The following is a 21,385-nucleotide window of genomic DNA, read 5'->3' as shown; positions in this document are numbered from 1 at the left end:
ACTTTCTCCAGACGAACTAATGCATTACGCAATTCCGGACGGAAAACCGCTTCCCAATTTTCCTGGAATTGCTTTGTCGCATCAGGCGCCATCGCGCACCTCGGACGGCTTGGTGGTATTGACCCAGAGGATCTGGCAGCGCTCGGCGCCGGGATTGCGGAAGGCGTGAAGCAGCGTGCTCTTGAAAGCAAAACTGTCGCCGGTCTTCAGCACATAGGTCGTAGCGTCCACCACCAGTTCGACCTCGCCCGTCATCACGAAGCCGAATTCATGGCCGGCATGGGCGTAGGCTTCCGCCGTTCCGCCGCCAGCCTCGACCGTCACCAGCATACCGGTAAGCGTGGCCCCGGGCGGCGAGAGCAGCGCCTTGGCGATGCCTTCGGATTTCACCGGGATCGAGCGCCGCTTGTCGGCCCGCACGCAATAGAGGTCGTTGACCGCATCGTTGCCGTCGGCGATCAGCGCCGACGGCTCGATATCGAGGGCGGCGGCGAGCGGCCAGATCACCTTGACTCGCAGCGAGGACATGCCGCGCTCGATCTGGCTGAGCGCGCCGATGGAAATGCCGGCTTTTGCCGCGAGCTCGGCCAGCGACAGCTTGCGCTCTAACCTCAGCGCCCGCACGCGCCGGCCGACGCGCACATCGGCATCGTCCTTCGATCTTTCGGCTGCTTCGTCAAATACATCCATGCATCCGTCCTCGTTGTCTTTCCCTTCTCCCCTTGTGGGAGAAGGTGGATCGGCGCGATAGCGCCGAGACGGATGAGGGGTGGGTGAAGGAATGAGACGTCTGCATTCCCTGGAACACCCCTCATCCGGCCGCTCCGCGGCCACCTTCTCCCACAAGGGGAGAAGGGGGAGCTAAATCATCCGCCCGCCTTCACCTTCTCGAACATCTTCGCCACGTCGTCATTCTGCTTCATCGGGCCGGTGAAGATGGTGCTCTTTAGCATCACGTCCGGATCGGCCGGCAGCTGCAGCTTGTCCAGCTCCTCCTTCGACACGCCGGCGAAGGCAGTGCTCAGCGAGCTGCCATAGCCGTAGGACTGGATCAGATATTTGCCCGAGTCGGCATCGAGCCGGCTGTTGATGAAGTCATAGGCGAGATCGACGTTCTTGGCGTCCTTCAGCATGACGAAGCCGCAGGCCCAGGTCAGCATGCCTTCCTTCGGCTTCATAAACTCGACCGGAACGCCCTGCTTCTTCAGCGAAGTGGCCGACGCGTTCCAGGTCATGGCGGCGACCAACTGGCCGCTGGCCAGCGCCTGCTCGACCGAGGTCATGTCGGTGGTGTAGCTCGACAGCAGCGGCCGCTGTTCGCGCAGTTTCGCGGCGACCTTGTCCATCTGCTCCGGCGTCATGTCGAAGGGGTTCACGCCCGCCAGAAGTGCGGCGACGATCGGCGTGTCATGGACCGCGTCGATGGTCGCCATGCGGCCGGCATATTGCTTGTCCCACAGAAGGTTCCAGCTTGCCTCGGGGTTCTTCACCAGATCGGTGCGGTAGAGGATCGAGGTGTTGCCCCAGTCCCACGGTACCATCCAGACCTTGCCATCGCCGGCCTGCAGGTCGGGCAGGTTCTTGAACACCGGGAAGATCGAATCCCAGTTCTTGATACGCTTGGTGTCGATCGGCTGCAGCAGGCCTTCCTTGTTCCAGCGCGCCACCTTGTCGTAGCAGGGATGCGCGATGTCCGGCCGGAAGCCGGCCTTGACCTTGGTGAAGGCATCGTCGTCGTCGCCGAAGATCGAGGCCTCGACGCCGTCAGGATGCGCGGCCAGGAAGCTCTTGTTGAAGTCCGGCAGTTCGTAGCCCGACCAGGTGAAGTATTGCAGCTTGTCGGCGGCCAGAGCGACCGTCGACGACAGCGCCAAAGCCAATGCGGCAAGGCCGGCCCGGGCCTTGTGTCCGGTGATCGATTTCAGGTGGAATGTCATTTTCGTTCTCCTCTTCTTTGTTGTGGTTCAGGCTGGATTGCGGCGCGCGACGCCGAGACCGCGATGGCGCAGGATTTCGGCGAGGGCGGCGATGATGAAGGACACAGTAAGGATCACGGTTCCCAGCGCCATCACGGTCGGCAGAGAGCGCGGGAAGCGCAGCTGGCTCCAGATGTAGAGCGGCAGCGTCGGCTCGGTGCCGGCGAGGAAGAAGACGACGATGAACTCGTCGAAGGAGATGAGGAAGGCGAGCATGAAGGCAGAGATCACAGCCGGCAGGCTGAGCGGCAACATGACACGCCGGAACGTCGTCCAGTCGGAGGCGCCGAGATCGAGCGCCGCCTCGCGGATGGTTTTTGGAACGGCGGCGAAGCGGCTGCGCATCACCACCACCGTGGTCGGCAGCGCGACCAGGATATGGCCTAGCACGATGGCGACGCGCGACGGGCCGAGGCCGATGAGGTTGACCAGGATCAGGAGCGAAATGCCGACAATGACGCCCGGGATCAGGATCGGCAGCCGGGCGACGGCGCTGATCGTGGCGGCCAGCGGCGAACGGCCGTAGAGATCCATATAGGAGACGGTGATGCCGCAGAGCGTCGCGCCGGAGGCGGCGATGACGCCGATGACGAGGCTGTTGGCCAGAGCGCCGGACAGCGCCGGATTGCCGTAGAGCGTCTCGTACCAGCCAAGCGTAAAACCCTGCAGCGGGAACGCCGCCTGGATGGAGTCGTTGAAGGAAAACAGCGGGATCAAAAGGATCGGCAGATAGAGGAATACCAGATAGGCAAGCACATAAAGGCCGAGCCAGCGGCCGCCTGCATTTGCCTCTTTGCGCGTAGCATTCATGTGCGGCTGCCGAATCTGCGATTGGCGCCGCGCGCTACCAGCACCATGCACAGGATGACCAGCATGACGCAGACCGAGAGCGCCGCGCCGAACGGCCAGTCATTGGCCTTGCCGAATTGCGACTGGATCAGCGTGCCGATCATGGTGCTGGCCGGGCCGCCGACCATGGCCGGCGTGACATAGTCGCCGACGGTCGGCACGAAGACGACAAGGGCGGCGGCCAGAACGCCCGGCATCGAATTGGGCAGCACGACGCGCCGGAAGCTCGTGAATGGCCGCGCGCCCAGATCGGAGGCGGCTTCTAGAAGCGATTTCGGGATCGTGTCCAGCGCCACATAGATGGGCAGGATGGCGAAGGGGGCGTAGGCATGCGCCAGCGTCACCACTACCGCTGCCGGCGTGTTGAGGAAGGCCAGCGTCGGCTCCGACCAGAGGCCGCTTTCGATGAAAGCCGAGTTCAGCACGCCGTTATAGGCAAGCACGATCTTCCAGGCGAAGACACGCAGAAGGTAGCTGGTCCAGAACGGCAGCGTCACCAGGAAGAGCAGCAGGTTGCGCCGCCGGCCGGCATGGAAGGCGAGGTAGTAGGCGACCGGATAGGCGGTGACGACCGTCGCCAGCGTCACCAGGCCGGCGATGACCAGCGAGCGCAGCGTCACCGTCCAGTAGAGCGGGTCGGTGGCGACGGTGACGAAATTCGCGACGGTCAGGCCGGCGCCGAGCAGCGAGCCGTCATTGCTCCTGAAGGCGAGGAAAATCACCAGGCCGAGCGCGAACAGGATCAGGAAGAAAGTGACCAGCCCGCCCGGCAGCAACATGGCGAAGCGGAAGACCGGCGAGATGCGGGTTTCCGGCGATGACCGCGCTGCAACGATGGTCGACATCTGATTGCCTATTGGCCGGATTTTTGAAATCGACTAATGCTTTTTCATATTCATGAAACTGTCAAGCTGAATCGCTTGTGCACTGCACGCTTCGACGAAGTCAGCGTTCGAACGCGTCGAGCATCCGGTACCAGGCGATAGTGGCGGCGACACCGACCTGGCGAAAGGCGTGGAACGGGATCGGCCTGATCGGCGAAAGCGGGAACGGCAATTGCCGGGTGTCGCCGCTCGCGAGGTAACCCGCCATGCGCTTGCCCAGCGCGCTCATCAGGCCGACGCCCCTGCCCTGGCAGCCGACCACGGCGAGCAGGCTCTTTTCCGGCTCATGCAGATGCGGCAGGTGATCCGGCGTCATCGCCACGCGGCCGAACCAGCGCTTTTCGATGGCGATGCCGGCAAGCGCTGGGTAGAGCCGGATGAGCGCGCGTTCGAGATGCGCCCAGTCCGAAGCGCTGGAAGGCAGCGCCATGCGGCCGCGACCGCCGAGCACAAGCCGGCCGTCGGCGCTCTCGCGGTAGTAGACCAGGATGCGGCGGGAGTCAGACACCGCCTGACCGCCCGGCAGGATGCTTGCCGCAAGCCCGGCCGGCAGCGGTGCCGTGGCGATCTGGAAGGAATGCAACGGCACGATCGTCTGCGCAAGGCCGGGCAGCAGGCCATCCGTATAGGCATTGGTGGCGAGCACGACGGACTTGGCGCGCAGTTCGGCGCCGCCTTGCGTTGAAACCCGCCACAGGCCGGCTTCCTTGCTGAGCTTCACCACTTTCCGCTGCTCGGCGATGTTGGCACCAGCCGCAGAGGCGACCCGCGCCAGCTCCATCGTATACGAAAGCGGATCGATGACGCCGGCGCGGCGGTCGAGCCAGCCGCCGAGATAGCCCTTGGCGCCGGTCAGCGCCGCGATCTCGGTCTGGTCGAGCAGCTTGACGTCGGCGCCGCGTGTCCGCCATTGCCGGTCGCGGTTGGCCGCCGCCTTCAAGGCGGTTTCGGTATGCGCGGCCTGGATCCAGCCGTTACGTGTGAACGGTACCGCGAGCTTCTCGTCGCGGATCAAGTCGAACACGGCGTCGGCGGTCGAGGCGGCGAAGTCGACCAGGGCCTCGCCGCGCTGCTTGCCGAAATGCCCGATCAGCCATTCCGGATCGTATTTGAGGCCTGGAATGACCTGGCCGCCATTGAGGCCGGAAGCGCCCTGCCCGACTGCTGCGGCCTCCAGCACCTGGACCGAAAGACCGGCGCGGGCCGCATGCAAGGCGGTCGACAAGCCCATGATGCCGCCGCCGACGATGACCGCGTCTAGCGTGCCGCCGGACGAAAGCTCGGGCTTGAACGCCGGGGCCGTTTTGGGCTTCTGCCAGATCGGATCGGAAAAGGCTGCGGGCAAATGGTCACCTGAGGCGCTGGGGCGTCGTGAAAATCCTATTGCTGATTTCATGAATTTGAAAGACCGTTTCGATGGGCCAGTCCGATTGTGGCTGTGTGACAGCATGCCCATGGCCCATAAACGTTGCTATCGACGGGATAGACGTTTGCGTTAAATCCGGGGAAAGTGCCGCCCGACATTCGAGAGGAAACAAGACCATGACCGACCCGACCCGACTCCCTGCCGACGGCCTTTTCGTCGGCCGCGCCAGGACCAGCGAAGCCGCCCACCCGCTGGTGGTCACGGTGCGTGACGGCGAGGTGATCGACATCACCTCGAGCGCGGCGCCCACGGTGCGCGATCTGTGCGAGCTGAAGGATCCGGTTGGCCACGTGCGCTCGGCCAAGGGCAAAGCGATCGGCTCGCTCGCCGACATCGCCGCGAACAGCTTCGAAGCCAGACGCGATGCGAAGAAGCCCATCCTGCTTTCGCCCGTCGATCTGCAAGCGGTGAAGGCTTCAGGCGTCACCTTCGTCGTCAGCCTGCTCGAGCGCGTCATCGAGGAGCAGGCGCGCGGCTCGGCCGAGAAGGCCGACGCCATCCGCGCCGACATCGCCGGGCTGATCGGCCACGATCTTTCGAAGCTGAAGCCCGGCTCGCCGGAAGCGATGGAGATCAAGGCCAAGCTGATCCAGCGCGGCGCCTGGTCACAATATCTGGAAGTGGGCATCGGCCCGGATGCCGAGATCTTCACCAAGTGCCAGCCGATGGCCTCCGTCGGCTTCGGCGCCGATGTCGGCCTGCACCCCGTCTCAACCTGGAACAATCCGGAGCCGGAGATCGCCATGATTGCCGACAGCAGCGGCCGCATCGTCGGCGCCACGCTCGGCAACGACGTCAATCTGCGCGACGTCGAGGGGCGCTCGGCGCTCCTGCTCGGCAAGGCCAAGGACAACAACGCCTCGGCGTCGCTCGGGCCGTTCATCCGGCTGTTCGACGAGACATTCGCAATCGCCGACGTGAAGCGCGCGACGGTGCGGCTCAGCGTCGAGGGCGAGGACGGGTTCTCACTGGAGGGCGCAAGCTCGATGGCCGAGATCAGCCGCTCGCCCGAAGAGCTGGTCAAGGCCGCGATGGGACCGCATCACCAGTATCCGGACGGGCTGGCGCTCTATCTCGGCACCATGTTCGTGCCGTCGAAAGACCGCGGCGAGAAAGGCAAGGGGTTTACCCACAAGGTCGGCGACATCGTCACCATCTCATCCGAGAAGCTCGGCGCGCTGGGCAACCGGGTGCGCCTGTCGCCGGATTGCCCGCACTGGACCTACGGCGCCAGCCATCTGATGCGTGACCTGGCCAGGGCGGATCTCATCTAATTAGCACCGCGCAGCAGCGACGTCGTCCAGAGCCCATTTGCAAGCCGATGGGCTAACGGTGCTGTTTGCCCGGGAAAATATCACCGCAATTGATGCAATCTGATGGGATTGCTGATGGCGCGTGCGGCTGCCCCAACATCCATTGGCGATGGAGGCTTGTCAGCGACGCAAAAAGGGAATGCTCTAGACGTTCCGGTCAGCGCTGGCAGGAGATGCGGTTCTCGGGCCGCATCATGCTGATCCAGGAGGAGAGTTTTCAACATGGGAGGAAATCGAATGCTTTCGAGGCTAAGACTGCTCGTGCTTGGCTTGATCGCGGCAATCGCCATTCCGGCGATGGCCGAGGCCAAGACATTCTACTGGATTTCGCATGGCGGCCCGGCCGATCCGGTCTGGACCTATTTCCTGGCCGGCGCCAAGCAATGGGCGACGGACACCGGCAACAAGGTGAATACCTCGTTCCATAATGGCGACGTCGCTTCGCAGCAGGAGGCTGTCCGCGCCGCCATCTCGGCCAAGGCCGACGGCATCGTGACCACCAGCCCCGATCCGGGCAGCCTGGTCGAGATCGTCAAGGAAGCCCGCGCGGCCAACATCCCGATCATCAACTTCAACACGCCCGATCCAAAGGCCAATTTCAACGCCTATGTCGGCGGCGACAACGTGACCTTCGGCAAGCACTGGGCGCAGTATCTGGTCGACAAGGGCCTGGTAAAGAAGGGCGACTTCGTATGGATGCCGGTCGAGGTTCCCGGCGCCACCTATGGCGTCCAGGAAGAGGAAGGCATAAAGAGCGTGTTCGAGCCGCTCGGCATCACCTATGAGGTAACCGAGGCGACGCTCGACCAGGCCGAAGTGATCAACCGCATGGTCGACTACCTCACCGCGCACAAGGGCAAGGTGAAAGCCATGATCGGCCTCGGCGATCTCGTCACCGGCTCGGTCAAGCGCGTGTTCGATCAGGTCGGCGTCAAGCCGGGCGAGATACCGGTGGTCGGCTGGGGCAACTCGCTCGACACCACCCAGGAAGTGCTGAACGGCTATGTCAATGCCGCGCAGTGGCAGGACCCGCAGGCGACCAGCTATGTGGCGCTGTCGCTTGCCGCGATGGCCTCGGCCGGCATTCCTCCCGGCTTCAACGTCATCACCGGCGCGCTCTATGAAAAGGACACCGCCGGCGTCTACGACAAGATCCTGTCCGGCAAGTAATCCGCGACCAGTGGCCGTGGCCGCCTCCGTGGCCACGGTCACTCCTTTCGCCGAGCCTGCCGCCGAGCGGGCTTCAGCTAAAGCGCGTCGCGTCGAAACGGATTCGATCGACGCACTTTAAGTCTTTGTTTCTATGCACGTCGTTTTCCCAAAACCGCTGCACACTTTTGGGCGACATGCATTGAGTTCACTCACATCGCGGGCGCAATGGAAAACCGTTCCTTCATCCAAAGTTTCATCGCACGGCCGGAATTCGGCCCGCTGGTGCTGCTCGTCGTCGAGCTCGTCGTCTTCTGGGGCATCAATCCCGACTTCCTGTCGCCGCAGAACATCTCCAACATCCTGGCCTTCACCGTCGAGCTCGGCCTGATCGCGCTGGCGATGACGCTGCTGATGACATCGGGCGAATTCGACCTCTCGGTCGGCTCGCTGTTCGGCTTCTCGCCGGTGCTGATGTGGACACTGTTCAACGGCGGCGTCACCTCGCTGGAGATGGGTTTCCTGATCGCGCTGGTGGTCGCGGCCTTCATCGGCCTGGTCAATGGCTGGTTCGTGACCCGGCTCAAGATCCCGTCCTTCCTGGTCACGCTCGGCATGCTTCTGGTGGTGCGCGGCACCGCGCTCTTCGTCACCGACGGCTTTCCGCAGCGCACCTGGAGCGCCGAAGGCAGCTGGCTGGCGGACATCCTGGTCGGCGATTTCTACATCGGGCCGTTTCGCATCTACGCGTCGCTGTTCTGGTTCATAGGTGCTGCGATCGTGCTCGGCTATGTTCTGACGCAGAGCCGCACGGGCAACTGGATCCAGGCCGCCGGCGGCAACCCAAATGCGGCGCGGGCGCGCGGCGTCAACGTCAACCGCGTCAAGGTCGGCCTTTTCGTCCTGTCGGCGGTGATGGCCTCGCTCGCCGGCGTCATCTCCTCGCTGCGCACCTCGGCCGCCAACCCCAACAGCGGCACCGGCTACGAGCTGGAAGTCATCGCCATGGTGGTGATCGGCGGCACGGCGCTGACCGGCGGGCGCGGCACCATCATCGGCACGGTGCTCGGCATCCTGATCCTGCGCGTCATGCGCAACGGCATCGTGCTGATCGGCGTGCCGGGGCTCGCCTACAACATCTTCATCGGCGCGATCATCCTCGGCATGATGGCGCTGCATTCATGGCTCGAACGCCGGCACCAGGCAGGGACGTGACCCATGGCCGAACCGCTCATCCGCATGGCGAACATCCGCAAGTCCTATGGGCGCGTGCAGGCGCTGGTGGATGCCAATTTCCACGTCAATGAAAGGGAGATCGTCGGGCTGCTCGGCGACAATGGCGCCGGCAAGTCGACTTTGATCAAGGTGCTGTCGGGCGCGGTGCCGCTGACCAGCGGCGACATCTTCGTGCGCGGCAAGAAAGTGAACTTCCGCAGCACCAGCGACGCCATCGCCGAGGGCATCGAGACGATCTACCAGGATTCGGCGCTGGTCACGCAATTGTCGATCGCGCGCAACCTGTTCCTCGGGCGCGAGCCGATCAAGCCGCCGCGCTTTTTGAATCGCATGGACCAGGAAGCGATGAATGTTGTGGCGCGCGACCTGCTGAAACAGGTCGGCATCTCGAAAAACATCCCGCCGACGACGCCGATCGGCTCGCTGTCGGGCGGCGAACGGCAGGCGGTGGCGATCGCCCGCGCCATGCATTTCGACAGCGACCTGATCATCCTCGACGAGCCGACCAACAATCTCGGCGTTGCCGAAACGCAAGGCGTGCTGAGCTTCGTGCGCAGCGCCCGCGATTCCGGCCACTCCTGCATCTTCATCGCTCACAACATCCATCATGTGTTCCAGGTGGTCGACCGCATCGTGGTGATGCGCCGCGGCAAGGTGGTGGCCGACGACATCGATCCGAAAAAGACAACCGTCGCCGAGGTCGAGCGGATCATCACCGGCATGTCGGACAAGGAGATCCGCGATGCGATTTCCGACGGCCCGCGGCCGCATGGTTGATCTGGCCTGAGACGGGCTCGGATCCCATCCTATGGCTGGAGCCATGAAAGCCACCGTAGCCGACATCGCCAGGAGCTGCAGCCTGTCGACCGCGACTGTCGACAGGGTGCTGAACAACCGACCGGGCGCAAGTGCCGCCAACCGCCAGCGGGTGATGGAGGCGGCGAAGCAGCTCGGCTACCTGCCGACGCTCGACCAGGTCGTGCTGCCGTCGAAGCCGGCGCATCTCGAATTCTTCCTGCCGATCGGCTGCAACGCCTTCATGGCCGATCTCGCGCATCATATCGAGGACTATGCCGCGCGCCTGCCGCTGGTCGCCTCCTGCCGCATCCACAGCCTTGCCGGCATCTCGCCCGGCGCGCTGCAGGGCGCGATCGAGAACCTGTCGCTCAAGGCCAACGGCGCCGGCGTCATCGCCGTCGACCATCCGCGCACGCGCAACATTTTGCGTGAGCTGGTCGAGGCCGGCATCCGGCTGGTGACGCTGGTCTCCGACGTGCCGGCAGCGCCCCGCTCGGCCTATGTCGGCATCGACAACCGGGTCGCCGGGCGCACGGCGGCGCTGCTGATGGGCCGCTTCCTCGGCGGCCGGACCGGACATCTGGCGATGGTGGTCGGCTCGCGTTCCTATCGCGGCCATGAAGAGCGCGAGATGGGTTTTCGGTCGGTGCTCGCCGAAGAGTTTCCCAACCTCACCATTTCGAGCGCCGTCGAGATCAACGACGAGCCCGACGCCAGCTACGGCGCAACCATGAAGGCGCTGCACAACGAGCCGGAACTGCTCGGTATCTATTGCGTCGGCGCCGGACGCTCCGGCGTGGCGAAGGCGTTGCTCGAGGCCAGGCCGTGCAAGAAACCGGTCTTCATCTGCCACGACCTGACCAAGGAAACGCGCCGCTATCTCGTCAACGATCTCGCCGATGTCGTCATCGACCAGAACGCGCGGCTGATCGCCGAACAAGCGGTGATCCGCCTGCTCGGCTCGATCGCCTCATCGGCGCCGTACCTGACGAAAAAGTTCATCGAGCCGCGGCTGATCTTGAAGGAAAACGTGCCGGTTCAATGAGTTAGTGCGCCCAAAGGGGGCGGCTTTTTCCTGATTTATCGGAGGATTGGCAGGTGGTGCGGCAATTCTGCACACCAGCTATGCACGTTTCGTAGTTGCCGAATCGTTAGGCAGAACGTATCTATCGGGTGTCGGCCGTCTCCTCCTCCCAGATGTGATGCCGACGATGAATGCGGTGCACCTCCTCCCGCGCCGTGTTCGAAATCGAGCCCGCTGCCACCTCCTCCCGGCAGCGGGCTTTTCTTTTGCCTGCGCGGAGGCACGAACAGGCGCGCTATACTTCAGTCAGCGCGCCCGGAACGACGCGATCAGACTCTCGGCCATGCGCACGAATTGCGCGCTCGGGCCTTCGGCGCCGACGCTTTGCATCGAGACGCGCGCGCCTTCGAGCAGCAGCGACAGCGTGTCGGCAAGAAGCTCGGCCTGGCCGATGCCGGCATCGCGGCAAAGCGCAACGAGCTTTTCGCGCTGGGCTTCCTTCAGTTCCTTGATGACGCGCCTTGCCGGGTGATCGGTCTCGCTGAGCTCGACGGCCGCATTGGCCATGTCGCAGCCGCGACAGTCGGCGCTGAGCATTTCCGAAGCCTTGCGGACCCAGGCATGCAACTGCGCGAGCTTGTCGCCGGGATGCTGAGCCTCAAACTCGTCCCACACCCTTGAAGCCTTCGCCGCCGTGGCGCGCAGGCATTCGATGATCAACTCGTCCTTGGATTCGAAGTGACGATAGAGCGTCATCTTGTTGGTGCCGGCAGCCTCGGTGATGGCGTCGACGCCAACGCCCTTGATGCCGTGCTTGTGGAACATGTCCTGCGCCGTCTCCAGGATCCGATCCCGGGGGCGAGAACGCTCCACGACGCCGTCTGCCATCATGCTCTCCTTTCGTTTCCAAAAAACCCTCGGCACGCCTCTTGACTAGGGTGTTACCGATCTGTAACTTCCAGAATGTTACTTACTGGTAACACCTATGTCGCTTCCCGTCAACGACAAGGCCCCCACCGATAGGCCCTGCCAGAGCGAGATAGGACAAAACCTGCCTGTCATGCGGCTTCGGCCGGTGAATTCGAAAAAAGGCGGCTCGTGATCATCCGATGCGAGCCGCAGCAAGGAGCCACTCCTATGCAAAAGCGTAAAGACCTGACGATCGACGAAGCCATCCGGGATCCGATGATCCGGCTGGTGATGAAGGCGGACGGAATCGATCCCAAAGCCTTCGAACGGATGCTGCGCTCGCGCGCGGCGGAACAGGCGCCGGACGACGAGATCCCGCCACCCTTCCTGGAGGACTCCGGTTTCGGCCGGGCCCGGCGCATGCGCCATTTCGCAAAACCGTTCAGCGAGGCATCCGCGTCATGGTAAACTTCTTCATCCACCGCCCGATCTTCGCGTCGGCGATCGCCATTATCATGGTGCTCGCCGGCGCGATCGCCTATTTCCTGCTGCCGGTCTCGCAATTCCCCGACATCACGCCCCCCCAAGTCGTGGTCAGCGCCCACTATCCCGGCGCCAGCGCGCAGGTCGTGGCCGATACGGTCACCACGCCGCTCGAGCAGCAGATCAACGGCGTGCAAGGCATGACCTACATGTCGTCGACGAGCTCGAATGACGGCTCCTCGACCATCACCATCACCTTCGATGTCGGCTATCCGCTGAGCACGGCGGCCGTCGACGTGCAGAACCGCGTCTCGCAGGCCGCATCCTCCCTCCCGGCCATCGTCAACCAGGGCGGCGTGACGATCAAGAAACAGAACCCCAATTTCGTCCTTATCGTTGATCTCACCTCGCCTGACGGCTCGGTCGATCCGGTGGCGCTGAGCAACCTCGCCTATCTGCAGGTGGTCGATCCGCTGAAGCGGCTGCCCGGGGTCGGCGACGTGCAGATCTTCGGCGAGCGCCGCTATTCGATGCGCGTCTGGCTCGATCCGGACAAACTCGCCAATCTCGGCATCACCGCAGTCGACGTGCAGAACGCCATTTCCGAGCAGAACGTGCAGGTGGCGGCCGGCAAGATCGGCCAGTCGCCGGCGCCCGCCGGTACCGCCTTCGAGATGCAGGTCAACGCGGTCGGCCGTCTCAGCGACCCGAAGGAATTCGGCGACATCGTCGTGCGCGCCAATTCGCAGAACGGCTCGCTTGTCAGGCTACGCGATGTCGCCCGTATCGAGCTCGGCGCGCTGCAATATTCGTCCTCAGCCTTCTTCGGCAAGGACCCGACCGTGGTGCTCGCCGTCTACCAGATGCCCGGCTCCAACGCCCTCGACCTGCAGCAGCGGGTCAAGGACAAGATGCAGGAGCTGTCGGCGCGCTTCCCGAAGGGCGTCAGCTACGCCATGCATTACGACACGACGCGCTTCGTCTCGGCCTCGATGCATGACGTGCTGATCACGCTCGGCGAAGCGCTGGTGCTGGTCGTGGCGGTGGTCTTCATCTTCCTGCAGAGCTGGCGCACCACCATCATCCCGACCATCGCCATCCCGGTGTCGCTGATCGCGACGCTGGCGGTGATGTACATGCTGGGCTTTTCGCTCAACATGCTCTCCCTGCTCGGCATGGTGCTGGCGATCGGCCTCGTCGTCGACGACGCGATCGTGGTGGTCGAAAATGTCGAGCGACAGCTGGAGGCCGGGCTCAAGCCGCTTGCCGCGACGCGCGCGGCGATGGCCGAAGTGACTGGTCCGATCATCGCCACCACCGCGGTGCTGATGGCGGTGTTCATTCCAGTCGCCTTCATCCCGGGAGTCTCGGGCCGGCTCTACAACCAGTTCGCGCTGACCGTGGCGATCTCCGTTGGCATTTCCGCCTTCAACTCGCTGACGCTGAGCCCGGCGCTGAGTGCCGCCTTCCTGCGCCATCGCGGCGAGACGCAGTTCGTGTTGTTTCGCTGGTTCAATGCCGGCTTCGACTGGCTGTCGCATGCCTATGCCCATGGCGTGCGCGTCCTGATCAAGCTGCGCTGGGTCATGCTCGGCCTGTTCGCGGCCGGCCTCGTCGCCACCTATTTCGTCTGGCAGAAGCTGCCCTCGACCTTCTTGCCCGTCGAGGACCAGGGCTATTTCTTCGTCGTCATCCAGCTGCCCGACGGTGCCTCGCTGGAACGCACCGACGCGGTGGCGCAGAGGGCGCGCGACATCCTGCAGAACACCCCCGGCGTCGACATCGTCGGCTCGATCAGCGGCCTCAACTTCCTGACCAGCGCCGCGCAATCCAACTCGGCGGTGGAGTTCGCCATTCTGAAGCCATGGGACGAGCGCGGACCTGATCAGAGCGCGTCGAAACTGGTCGAGCAGGTGCGCGGCAAGCTGCTGCAGATGCCGGATGCGTTCGCGCTCTCCTTCGATCCGCCTTCGATCCCGGGTATCGGCACCACCGGCGGCTTCGAGTTCCAGGTCGAGGACCTGTCCGGCCGCGGCAGCGCCGCGCTGAACGAGGTGACCCAGGCGCTGATCGCCGAGGCGCGCAAGCAGCCGGAGCTCAATCCGCAGCAGCTGTTCTCGTCCTTCTCGACCTCGACGCCGCAGTTCAACTACGACCTCGACCGCAGCAAGGCGAAGCTTCTCGGCCTCAACCTGCCAGACGTGTTCAACACGCTGCAGATCTATCTCGGCTCGCTCTACGTCAACGACTTCAACCTGTTCGGCCGCACCTTCCGGGTGACGATCCAGGCCGACAAGGACGCGCGCGCCGACGCGACCGACATATCGCGGCTCTACGTGCGCAACGCGTCGGGGGGCATGGTGCCGCTGAGCACGCTGGGCAAGCTGGTGCCGATCGTCGGCCCCGAGACCGTGCCGCATTACAACAATAATGCGTCGGCCCTGATCAACGGCGGCGCCGCTCCCGGCTTCTCGTCCGGACAGGCGGTGGCGGCGATGGAGCGGGCGGCGGCGACGGTGTTGCCGCGGGACTTTGGCTATGAATGGACCGGCATCACCTATCAGGAACTCAAGGCCGGATCGATCGCCTCGATCGTGTTCGGGCTGGCCATGGTCTTCGTCTTCCTGATCCTGGCGGCGCAGTATGAAAGCTGGGCGATGCCCTTCATGGTGCTGCTCGCCGTGCCGCTGGCTCTGTTCGGCGCCTTCGTCGTGCTTTTGCTGCGCGGCATGCAGATCGACGTCTACTCGCAGATCGGCTTTGTCATGCTGATCGGCCTGGCGGCGAAGAACGCGATCCTGATCGTCGAGTTCGCCAGGCGACGGCGCGAGGAAGGCCTGACCATCGTCGAGGCGGCGATGGAAGCCGCGCGGCTGAGGTTGCGGCCGATCCTGATGACGGCCTTTGCCTTCATCCTCGGCGTGCTGCCGCTGATGTTCGCGACCGGCGCGGGTGCCGCCAGCCGGCAGTCGATCGGCACCACCGTCTTCGGCGGCATGGTGGCGGCGACCATCCTGTCGCTGGTCTTCGTGCCGGTCTTCTACGCAGTCATCGAGAAGCTGCGTGAGCGCGGCGGCGAGAACGAACCTGCCGTGGGGCATCAGTATGCCCCGCACCAACAAGAGATTGAACCGACCGCCGAGCCCGTGCGGCTCGCCGATGCGGCCGAATAGGATTGGAGAGACTTCATGCGTAAATGGAAAATCGCTTTGGGAACGGCCGTCGCGCTGGGCGCGATTTCGGTGGCAAGTGTCCACCTGCTCGACATGGGCAATCTCAGCCTCAACGCCAGTACGGCGGGCGCTGCACCTGCGCCGAAGGCCTTCGTCATGCCGGTGCCGGTGGTGAACGTCGTCAAGAAGACGCTGCCGATCTATCTCGACTACGCCGCGCGGGTCGAGTCGATCCGCAGCATCACGCTGCAGGCGCGTGTGCCGGGCTATCTGCAGGAGCAGACGGCGCAAGACGGCAGTGACGTCAAGCAGGGCGACCTGCTCTACAGGATCGCGACCGAGGACTACCAGGCGGCACTCGACCAGGCCAAGGCGCAGGTCGAACGCGACACCGCGACGCTCGACTATGCGCGCTCCAACCTTGGCCGCGGCAGCGAGCTCGCCAAGAGCGGCTATCTCGCCAAGGACAGCTTCGACCAGCGCACCAGCACCTTGCGCGGGGCCGAGGCGGCGCTGTTGCTCGACAAGGCGGCGGTGCGGACCGCCGAGCTCAATCTCGGCTATGCCGAAATCAAAGCACCCTTCCCCGGCCGCATCGGCCGCAACCAGGCCTCGGTCGGCACGCTGGTCAGCGTCGCCGGCACCGTGCTCAACACGTTGGTGCAGCTCGACCCGATCTACGTCACCTTCAATCCGAGCGAAACCGACCTCGTGCAGATCGAGGAAGCGAAGGCGGCCGGTCCGATCGCGGTCGACGTGCTGTTGCCTGGCGAGACCGAGCCCAGCCAGAAGGGCCAGCTCACCTTCATCGACAACACGATCGACCATTCGACCGGCACGATCACGGCGCGGGCCACAATCGGCAATGCCAAGTTCACGCTGCTGCCGGGCCAGTATGTCCGCGTGCGGCTGCATGTGAAGGAACAGCCTAACACGCTGATGGTGCCGCAGGTGGCGCTCGGCTCCAGCCAGCTCGGCAAGTATGTTTATGTTCTCGGCAAGGGCAACACGGTCGACCAGAAGCTGGTCTCGCTCGGGCCGACCGAGGGCGACCTGATCTCCGTGACCTCCGGCATCTCCGAGAGCGACCAGGTGATCACGGGCAATCTGCAGAAGATCGGACCCGGAATGCCGGTTTCTCCGTTGCCGCAACCGAAACCGGCCAGCTGATAACCCCCATCAGTTCCGGTCCGACGGCGCCCTCGGTTCCTACTCCGAGGGCGCCGTTTTGTTGAGCAGCGCAACCAGTCCGGCGATGTCGGCGCGCTCTGCCTTGGCCGGAAGCATAAAGGCGCAATAGGGCTGGCCGAGGCGAACCGAGACGGACGACAGCGCGATCAGCCGGCCGGCCTCGAGGTCGGCGCTGGCCATGATCCGCTGACCGAGCGCAATGCCCAGCCCTAACCTCGCCGCGCCGATCGCCAGGCTGGAGAGGCCGACGCGGCGGCCGTGCGAAGGGTCCGGCGCGCGATTGCCGCCCATCGCCGCGAACCAGTCCGCCCAGGTCGGATGCGAGGCGTAGTTCGGACCCCAATTGGTGTGGATGAACTGGCTCTCGTGTGTCTTCGAGAGGTCGAAAGCTTCGTTGCCGTAACGCTGCCAGAACCCGGGCGACGCGACGGGCAGCACATCGTCGTGTACGAGCCGGATCATTTTCAGCGCCGGATAGTGATAGTCGCCATAGGAGATACGGAGATCGATGTTCTGGCGCACGACATCGACCGGATCGTCCTCGACGCGGACATCGATCGCCATATGCGGAAAGCCGTCGAGCAGCAAAGCCAGGCGCGGCGCCAGCCAGAGTTCGGCCAGCGAGAATGGCACGCTGACGACAAGTCGCGTCCGTAGGCCGCCTTCCAGCATGCGCCGGCCGACCGCGGCGATCTCGCCAAGCGCCCGCGCGGTCTGCGGATAGATGGCGTGGCCGGCATCGGTCAGCGCGATACGGTTGCCGTTGCGCAGGAACAATTGCTTGCCGAACCAGTCTTCGAGATTGCGGATCTGCTGGCTGACCGCGGCCGATGAGACGCCGAGCTCGGTAGCGGCAAGCGTGAAGCTGCCGGCGCGCGCGGCGACCTCGAAGGCCCGTACCGCATTCAAGGGCGGCAACTTCTCCACGCCTGTCTCCCGCAAGTTTTTCTTGTGTGAGCCTAACAATTTTCCGCGTTGAGCGAAAGATTTCCTTGCTGTCTTGTGGAGCCAGATTTCGCGAGGACATGACCATGGAAGATATTCTCGACCTGGACCGCTACCCACTCGACCGCGAGGGCAGCCCCGACTGGCAGCGCCTGGTGGAGGCTTCCACCGCCGCGCTCGAAGCAAACGGCATGTTCAACCTGGAAGGCTTCCTGCGCCCGGGCGTTGCCGAAAGGACCGTCGCGGAAATCCGGCCGGTGATGGACACTCGCTCGCATGTCCACAAGCGCATGCACAACATATACTTCAAGCCGTCGATACCAGAGCTTTCGCCGGACCATCCGGCGCTGCGCAAGGTCGAGACGATCAGCCACACGGTCTGCGCCGACCAGATTCCGGGCAGCACTGTTCTCGCCATCTATGAATACGAGCCGCTGGTGCGTTTCCTGGCGGCGACAATGGGCAAGCCGCAACTGCATGTGATGCAGGATCCGCTCGCCCGCGCCAATGTCATGGGCTATCGCGCGGGCGAGGCGCTCAACTGGCATTTCGACCGCTCGGAGTTCACGACCACGCTGCTTCTGCAGGCCCCGGAGCGTGGCGGCGACTTCGAATACCGCACCGACCTGAGATCAGATGACGATCCGAATTATGACGGCGTGGCGCAATTGCTCGAAGGACGCGACCCCGAGGCAAAGATCCTGCGGATGAGGGCCGGCACGCTGAATGTCTTCCGCGGCAAGAACACAGCGCACCGCGTCACCACGGTCGAAGGCGAACGCGAGCGAATGATCGCGGTCTTCTCGTATTATGAGCGGCCCGGCGTCATATTCAGCGAGGAAGAACGGATCGGCTTCTATGGTCGGGCTGCATAGGGCCGCGCCCAGTCGGAACTGGAAAATCTGCAAAATGCCCTCTTGTTGGATTGTCGACAATCTGCTTGTCTTGCAGCCGGTTCATCCGGAGTGGGACGCATGGCGAAGCTGGATTTCAGTCCGATCGCGGACACGACGCGCAGGGCGGAGATCGTCGCCCTGCTCAGGCGTGCCATCCTGACCGGACAGCTGGAGCCCGGGCAGAAGCTCAACGAGCTCAGGATTTCCGAGCAGATGCGCGTGAGCCGCGCGCCGCTGCGCGAGGCGATGCGCGAGCTGGTGCAGGAAGGAATCCTGACCAGCATTCCGTATGCCGGGACCTTCGTCATCGATGTCGCCGCCAAGGACATCATCGACGCCTATTCCCTCAACAAAGTGCTCGACGAATTTGCCATCGAGCTGGCCTGGCCGCAGCGCGACCAGCGCTTCTTCGACGAGCTCGACCGCCGCCACGAAGCGGTCAAGCAGGCGACGCGGGCGCTCGATACCACGCGCCAGATCGAAACGGCGCTGCAACTGCACGGACTGGTCTACGAATGGGCCGACAATTCGGTGCTGCTGGAAACCTGGCAGCGGCTGACCAGCCGCCTGCAGATGTATTTCGCGCTGCATCAGCGCGCGCGCAACGAGCCGGTTCCGGCGGAGGATGTGCACGAGACCTATGTGGCGCTGCTCAAGGGCTCGGACATGCGCGCCGCCCAGCGCCATGCGCGCGAGCATATCGACTTCGATTTCGAGGAGCTTCTGGCCTACGCGCGTGGTCTCGAAAAGCGCGCCTCGAAGAACTGACCCACGCGCGGACAACGGATAGCAACGTGAAGATCAAGAGCATCAAGGCCTATCATGTCGTGCAACCCTTCGTGGACGGCCCCTACCGCATGTCGAAGGGGCGCGTCGCCGACTGTTTCGACGCGGTGATCGTCGCCATCACTTCCGACAACGGCGTGACCGGCTGGGGTGAGATGGCGCCGCTCGGCAATTTCTATTCAGCCGCCTTCCCGTCGGGAACACGCGCGGGCGTGCCGGAAATCGCGCCGCATCTCATCGGCCACGACCCGCGCGGGCTTGCCGGCATCGGCAGGCTGATGGACACGGTATTCAAGGGCCATCCCTATATCAAAGCCGCGCTCGACATGGCGTGCTGGGATCTCGCCGCCCGCGCGGCCGACGTGCCGCTGGTGACCATGCTCGGCGGCCGCGAGAGCGAGACCGCCGAGCTCTACAGGGTCGTCACCCACGGCACCGTCGATCAGATGGCCGCACTTGCCAAGCGCATCGTCGCCGAAGGTTATCGCCGGCTGCAGGTCAAGGTGGGCGGCAATGTGCGCGACGACATCGAGCGGGTGACCGCCGTCGCTTCGGCCGTGCCGAAGGGCACGGTGATCTTCTGCGACGCCAATGCCGGCTGGACGCCCTACCAGGCGCGCCAGTTCGCCGACGCAACGCGCGGCATCGACTACACATTCGAACAACCCTGCACGACGATCGAGGAGAATATGTCGGTGCGCCGTATGCTCGACAAGCCGATGGTGCTGGATGAATCCGTCACCTCGTTGCAGGAGATGCTGGAAATCCATCGCCGCGGCGCGGCGGACGGGCTGACGCTAAAAATCTCGCGGCTGGGCGGCGTGACGCAGACACGGCTGATCCGCGACGTCGCCGTCGATCTCGGCTTCATGATCACCGTGGAGGATACCGGCGGCGCCGAGATCGATACCGCCGCGATGGCGCATTTTTCGCTGTCGACGCCGGAGGAGCGCCGCCTGCATGCGATCGCCTTCCACGAGTGGGTGACGGTGCGCACCGCTTCCAACAAGCCGCCGGTGACGGGCAGCCGCATGGGCATTCCCGACGGAGCCGGCCTCGGCATCGATGTCGTGCCGGACTTGCTCGGCAAGCCTTTCTTCGAGATCGGCTGAATGAAGATCCGGCGCGTCAAGGCAACGCCGATCAATTACAGGCTCGAAGCGCCTTACGTCTGGGTGTTCGGCGAGCTCGACGGCTTCTCGCCGACCATCGTCGAGGTCGAGACGGAGGACGGGCTTGTCGGTCTCGGCGAAGCGCCGACGCCGGCGGCCGCGGCAATCATCAACGATGTGCTGGCGCCGCGGCTCGCCGGCCGTGACGCTTTCGACATCGCCGGCGCCGAAGAAGCCTGCCTGCCCTTCTGGAGCGGCGTGCAGTCGATCAACGACCGCACCCGCATCATGGCCTTCGGTGCCATCGAGATGGCGCTTTGGGACCTGCGCGGCAAGGCCTGGAAGCAGCCGCTCTACCAGCTGCTCGGCGGCGCGGTGCGCAAGGAGATCCCGTTCACCGACTATTTCTCGCTGCGCGGCGACGGTCCGAAGGTGAAGGGCGAAAAGACGCCGGAAGCGGTCGCCGACTATTGCGTCGAGCTGCACGAACGCCACGGTACGACCTTCTTCGAGGGCAAGTTCTCGACCGAAAATCCGAAGGTGTCGCTGAGGATGGTCGAGCTGATCCGCGAGAAGCTCGGCGACGGCGCGATGATCCGCATCGATTCCAACCAGGCCTATTCGCTTGCCACTGCCCGGCAGCTCACGCGGCCGCTGGAAGAGCTTGGCGTGCGCAACTGGGAGGACCCGGTCGCGACCATCGAGGAAATGCGCGAGCTGCGCCGCCACACCTCGATCCCCTTTTCGACACACAATATCGACATCGCGCGCGCCATGGAGCTCAAGGTGCCAGACGCCTTCGTCGGCAATCCGCCGGCGCATGGCGGCATCGGCCGCATGCTGCGCTTCGTCGGCGCCTGCGAGCATGCCGGCATCGACTACTGGTGCTACAGCGGCGACACCGGCATCGGCAGCGCCTGCTATCTGCATCTTTGCGCCGCGCTCGGCTGGATCCGGGAGCCCAACCAGTCGCTGTTTCGCATGCAGCCGATGGACGTGATCGAGGAAGGGCCGTTCGCGCCGAGGAACAATATCGTGCCGGTGCCGGAAGGTCATGGCTTGGGCGTCACCCTGGCACATGACAGGCTTGCCGCCTGCCATCGCGACTTCGTCGAGAACGGGCCCTGCAACAAGTACCACGACCCGGAAAAGCCCGGCACCTACCGCCGGCTGCCACTGAACTGAAGGAAAGGAGGCGACAGACCGAGTAGAAGACGCGGCCGAAATTTCGATCG

At 64.1% G+C, this 21,385-nt stretch carries 19 protein-coding genes; 12 read left to right on the top strand and 7 right to left on the bottom strand.

Annotated features, from left to right (window positions below; genetic code table 11):
* Positions 1 to 81: 81 nt before the first annotated feature.
* The 5 genes from RFM40_RS22860 to RFM40_RS22840 all read right to left on the bottom strand — a co-directional run bounded on the left by RFM40_RS22860 (position 82) and on the right by RFM40_RS22840 (position 5,054).
* A complete protein-coding gene (locus RFM40_RS22860; RefSeq protein WP_320224221.1) occupies positions 82 to 690 on the bottom strand; it encodes a cupin domain-containing protein in 609 nt (202 codons plus the stop codon).
* 176 nt (positions 691 to 866) lie between these two features.
* Positions 867 to 1,937 carry an ABC transporter substrate-binding protein gene (locus RFM40_RS22855; RefSeq protein ID WP_320224222.1) on the bottom strand — a complete coding sequence of 357 codons (1,071 nt, stop codon included), beginning with the start codon at positions 1,935 to 1,937 and terminating at the stop codon, positions 867 to 869.
* A 27-nt stretch (positions 1,938 to 1,964) separates the two neighbouring features.
* Positions 1,965 to 2,786 carry an ABC transporter permease gene (locus tag RFM40_RS22850; protein ID WP_320224223.1) on the bottom strand — a complete coding sequence of 274 codons (822 nt, stop codon included), beginning with the start codon at positions 2,784 to 2,786 and terminating at the stop codon, positions 1,965 to 1,967.
* A complete protein-coding gene (locus RFM40_RS22845) occupies positions 2,783 to 3,670 on the bottom strand; it encodes an ABC transporter permease (RefSeq protein ID WP_320224224.1) in 888 nt (295 codons plus the stop codon). The genes RFM40_RS22850 and RFM40_RS22845 overlap by 4 nt, the downstream gene beginning before the upstream one ends.
* A gap of 100 nt (positions 3,671 to 3,770) precedes the next feature.
* Positions 3,771 to 5,054 (bottom strand): NAD(P)/FAD-dependent oxidoreductase, encoded by a 1,284-nt coding sequence (locus RFM40_RS22840; protein ID WP_320224225.1) that lies wholly within the window; start codon positions 5,052 to 5,054, stop codon positions 3,771 to 3,773.
* A 197-nt stretch (positions 5,055 to 5,251) separates the two neighbouring features.
* Here RFM40_RS22840 and RFM40_RS22835 point away from each other — a divergent pair, with 197 nt between their 5' ends.
* The 5 genes from RFM40_RS22835 (at position 5,252) to RFM40_RS22815 (ending at position 10,676) form a co-directional block, all read left to right on the top strand.
* Positions 5,252 to 6,409 (top strand): fumarylacetoacetate hydrolase family protein, encoded by a 1,158-nt coding sequence (locus RFM40_RS22835; RefSeq protein WP_320224226.1) that lies wholly within the window; start codon positions 5,252 to 5,254, stop codon positions 6,407 to 6,409.
* A 276-nt stretch (positions 6,410 to 6,685) separates the two neighbouring features.
* The gene (locus RFM40_RS22830; protein WP_320224227.1) at positions 6,686 to 7,618 is read left to right on the top strand and encodes a substrate-binding domain-containing protein; all 933 of its coding nucleotides are present in this window, start codon (positions 6,686 to 6,688) and stop codon (positions 7,616 to 7,618) included.
* Positions 7,619 to 7,825: 207 nt separating this feature from the next.
* Positions 7,826 to 8,812, top strand: a complete 987-nt coding sequence (locus tag RFM40_RS22825) for an ABC transporter permease (protein ID WP_292372527.1) — start codon at positions 7,826 to 7,828, stop codon at positions 8,810 to 8,812.
* 3 nt (positions 8,813 to 8,815) lie between these two features.
* The gene (locus RFM40_RS22820; protein ID WP_320224228.1) at positions 8,816 to 9,610 is read left to right on the top strand and encodes an ATP-binding cassette domain-containing protein; all 795 of its coding nucleotides are present in this window, start codon (positions 8,816 to 8,818) and stop codon (positions 9,608 to 9,610) included.
* 43 nt (positions 9,611 to 9,653) lie between these two features.
* Positions 9,654 to 10,676 (top strand): LacI family DNA-binding transcriptional regulator, encoded by a 1,023-nt coding sequence (locus RFM40_RS22815; RefSeq protein WP_320224229.1) that lies wholly within the window; start codon positions 9,654 to 9,656, stop codon positions 10,674 to 10,676.
* A 285-nt stretch (positions 10,677 to 10,961) separates the two neighbouring features.
* Here the strand turns inward: RFM40_RS22815 and RFM40_RS22810 are convergent, their stop codons facing one another.
* A complete protein-coding gene (locus tag RFM40_RS22810) occupies positions 10,962 to 11,543 on the bottom strand; it encodes a TetR/AcrR family transcriptional regulator (protein ID WP_320222409.1) in 582 nt (193 codons plus the stop codon).
* Between the two features lie 249 nt (positions 11,544 to 11,792).
* Between RFM40_RS22810 and RFM40_RS22805 the strand changes: the two genes are divergently transcribed.
* The 3 genes from RFM40_RS22805 to RFM40_RS22795 are packed head-to-tail and all read left to right on the top strand — an operon-like array spanning position 11,793 to position 16,390.
* On the top strand, positions 11,793 to 12,032 hold the full coding sequence (locus tag RFM40_RS22805) for a hypothetical protein (protein WP_320224230.1): 240 nt from the start codon (positions 11,793 to 11,795) through the stop codon (positions 12,030 to 12,032).
* Entirely contained in the window at positions 12,026 to 15,220 is a 3,195-nt protein-coding gene (locus RFM40_RS22800) for an efflux RND transporter permease subunit (RefSeq protein WP_320272814.1), read from the top strand. The genes RFM40_RS22805 and RFM40_RS22800 overlap by 7 nt, the downstream gene beginning before the upstream one ends.
* Before the next feature lie 15 nt (positions 15,221 to 15,235).
* Complete coding sequence (locus tag RFM40_RS22795) at positions 15,236 to 16,390, top strand: efflux RND transporter periplasmic adaptor subunit (RefSeq protein ID WP_320224232.1); 1,155 nt, start codon at positions 15,236 to 15,238, stop codon at positions 16,388 to 16,390.
* A 39-nt stretch (positions 16,391 to 16,429) separates the two neighbouring features.
* Here RFM40_RS22795 and RFM40_RS22790 read toward each other — a convergent pair whose 3' ends face one another.
* Positions 16,430 to 17,338, bottom strand: a complete 909-nt coding sequence (locus tag RFM40_RS22790; protein WP_320224233.1) for a LysR substrate-binding domain-containing protein — start codon at positions 17,336 to 17,338, stop codon at positions 16,430 to 16,432.
* 104 nt (positions 17,339 to 17,442) lie between these two features.
* On the opposite strand from RFM40_RS22790, the gene RFM40_RS22785 reads away from it, so the two are divergent.
* From RFM40_RS22785 to RFM40_RS22770, 4 genes are all read left to right on the top strand, one after another.
* Positions 17,443 to 18,231, top strand: a complete 789-nt coding sequence (locus RFM40_RS22785) for a HalD/BesD family halogenase (RefSeq protein WP_320224234.1) — start codon at positions 17,443 to 17,445, stop codon at positions 18,229 to 18,231.
* 99 nt (positions 18,232 to 18,330) lie between these two features.
* On the top strand, positions 18,331 to 19,020 hold the full coding sequence (locus tag RFM40_RS22780) for a GntR family transcriptional regulator (protein WP_320224235.1): 690 nt from the start codon (positions 18,331 to 18,333) through the stop codon (positions 19,018 to 19,020).
* A gap of 26 nt (positions 19,021 to 19,046) precedes the next feature.
* Positions 19,047 to 20,150 (top strand): mandelate racemase/muconate lactonizing enzyme family protein, encoded by a 1,104-nt coding sequence (locus RFM40_RS22775; RefSeq protein WP_320224236.1) that lies wholly within the window; start codon positions 19,047 to 19,049, stop codon positions 20,148 to 20,150.
* Positions 20,151 to 21,335 carry a mandelate racemase/muconate lactonizing enzyme family protein gene (locus tag RFM40_RS22770; protein WP_320224237.1) on the top strand — a complete coding sequence of 395 codons (1,185 nt, stop codon included), beginning with the start codon at positions 20,151 to 20,153 and terminating at the stop codon, positions 21,333 to 21,335.
* The last annotated feature ends 50 nt before the right edge of the window (positions 21,336 to 21,385 follow it).

It is taken from the genome of Mesorhizobium captivum (assembly GCF_033977165.1).
GTDB lineage: Bacteria > Pseudomonadota > Alphaproteobacteria > Rhizobiales > Rhizobiaceae > Mesorhizobium > Mesorhizobium captivum.
The sequence above is the reverse complement of the archived record's forward strand: the minus strand, read 5'-3'. Positions and strand labels throughout refer to the sequence as shown.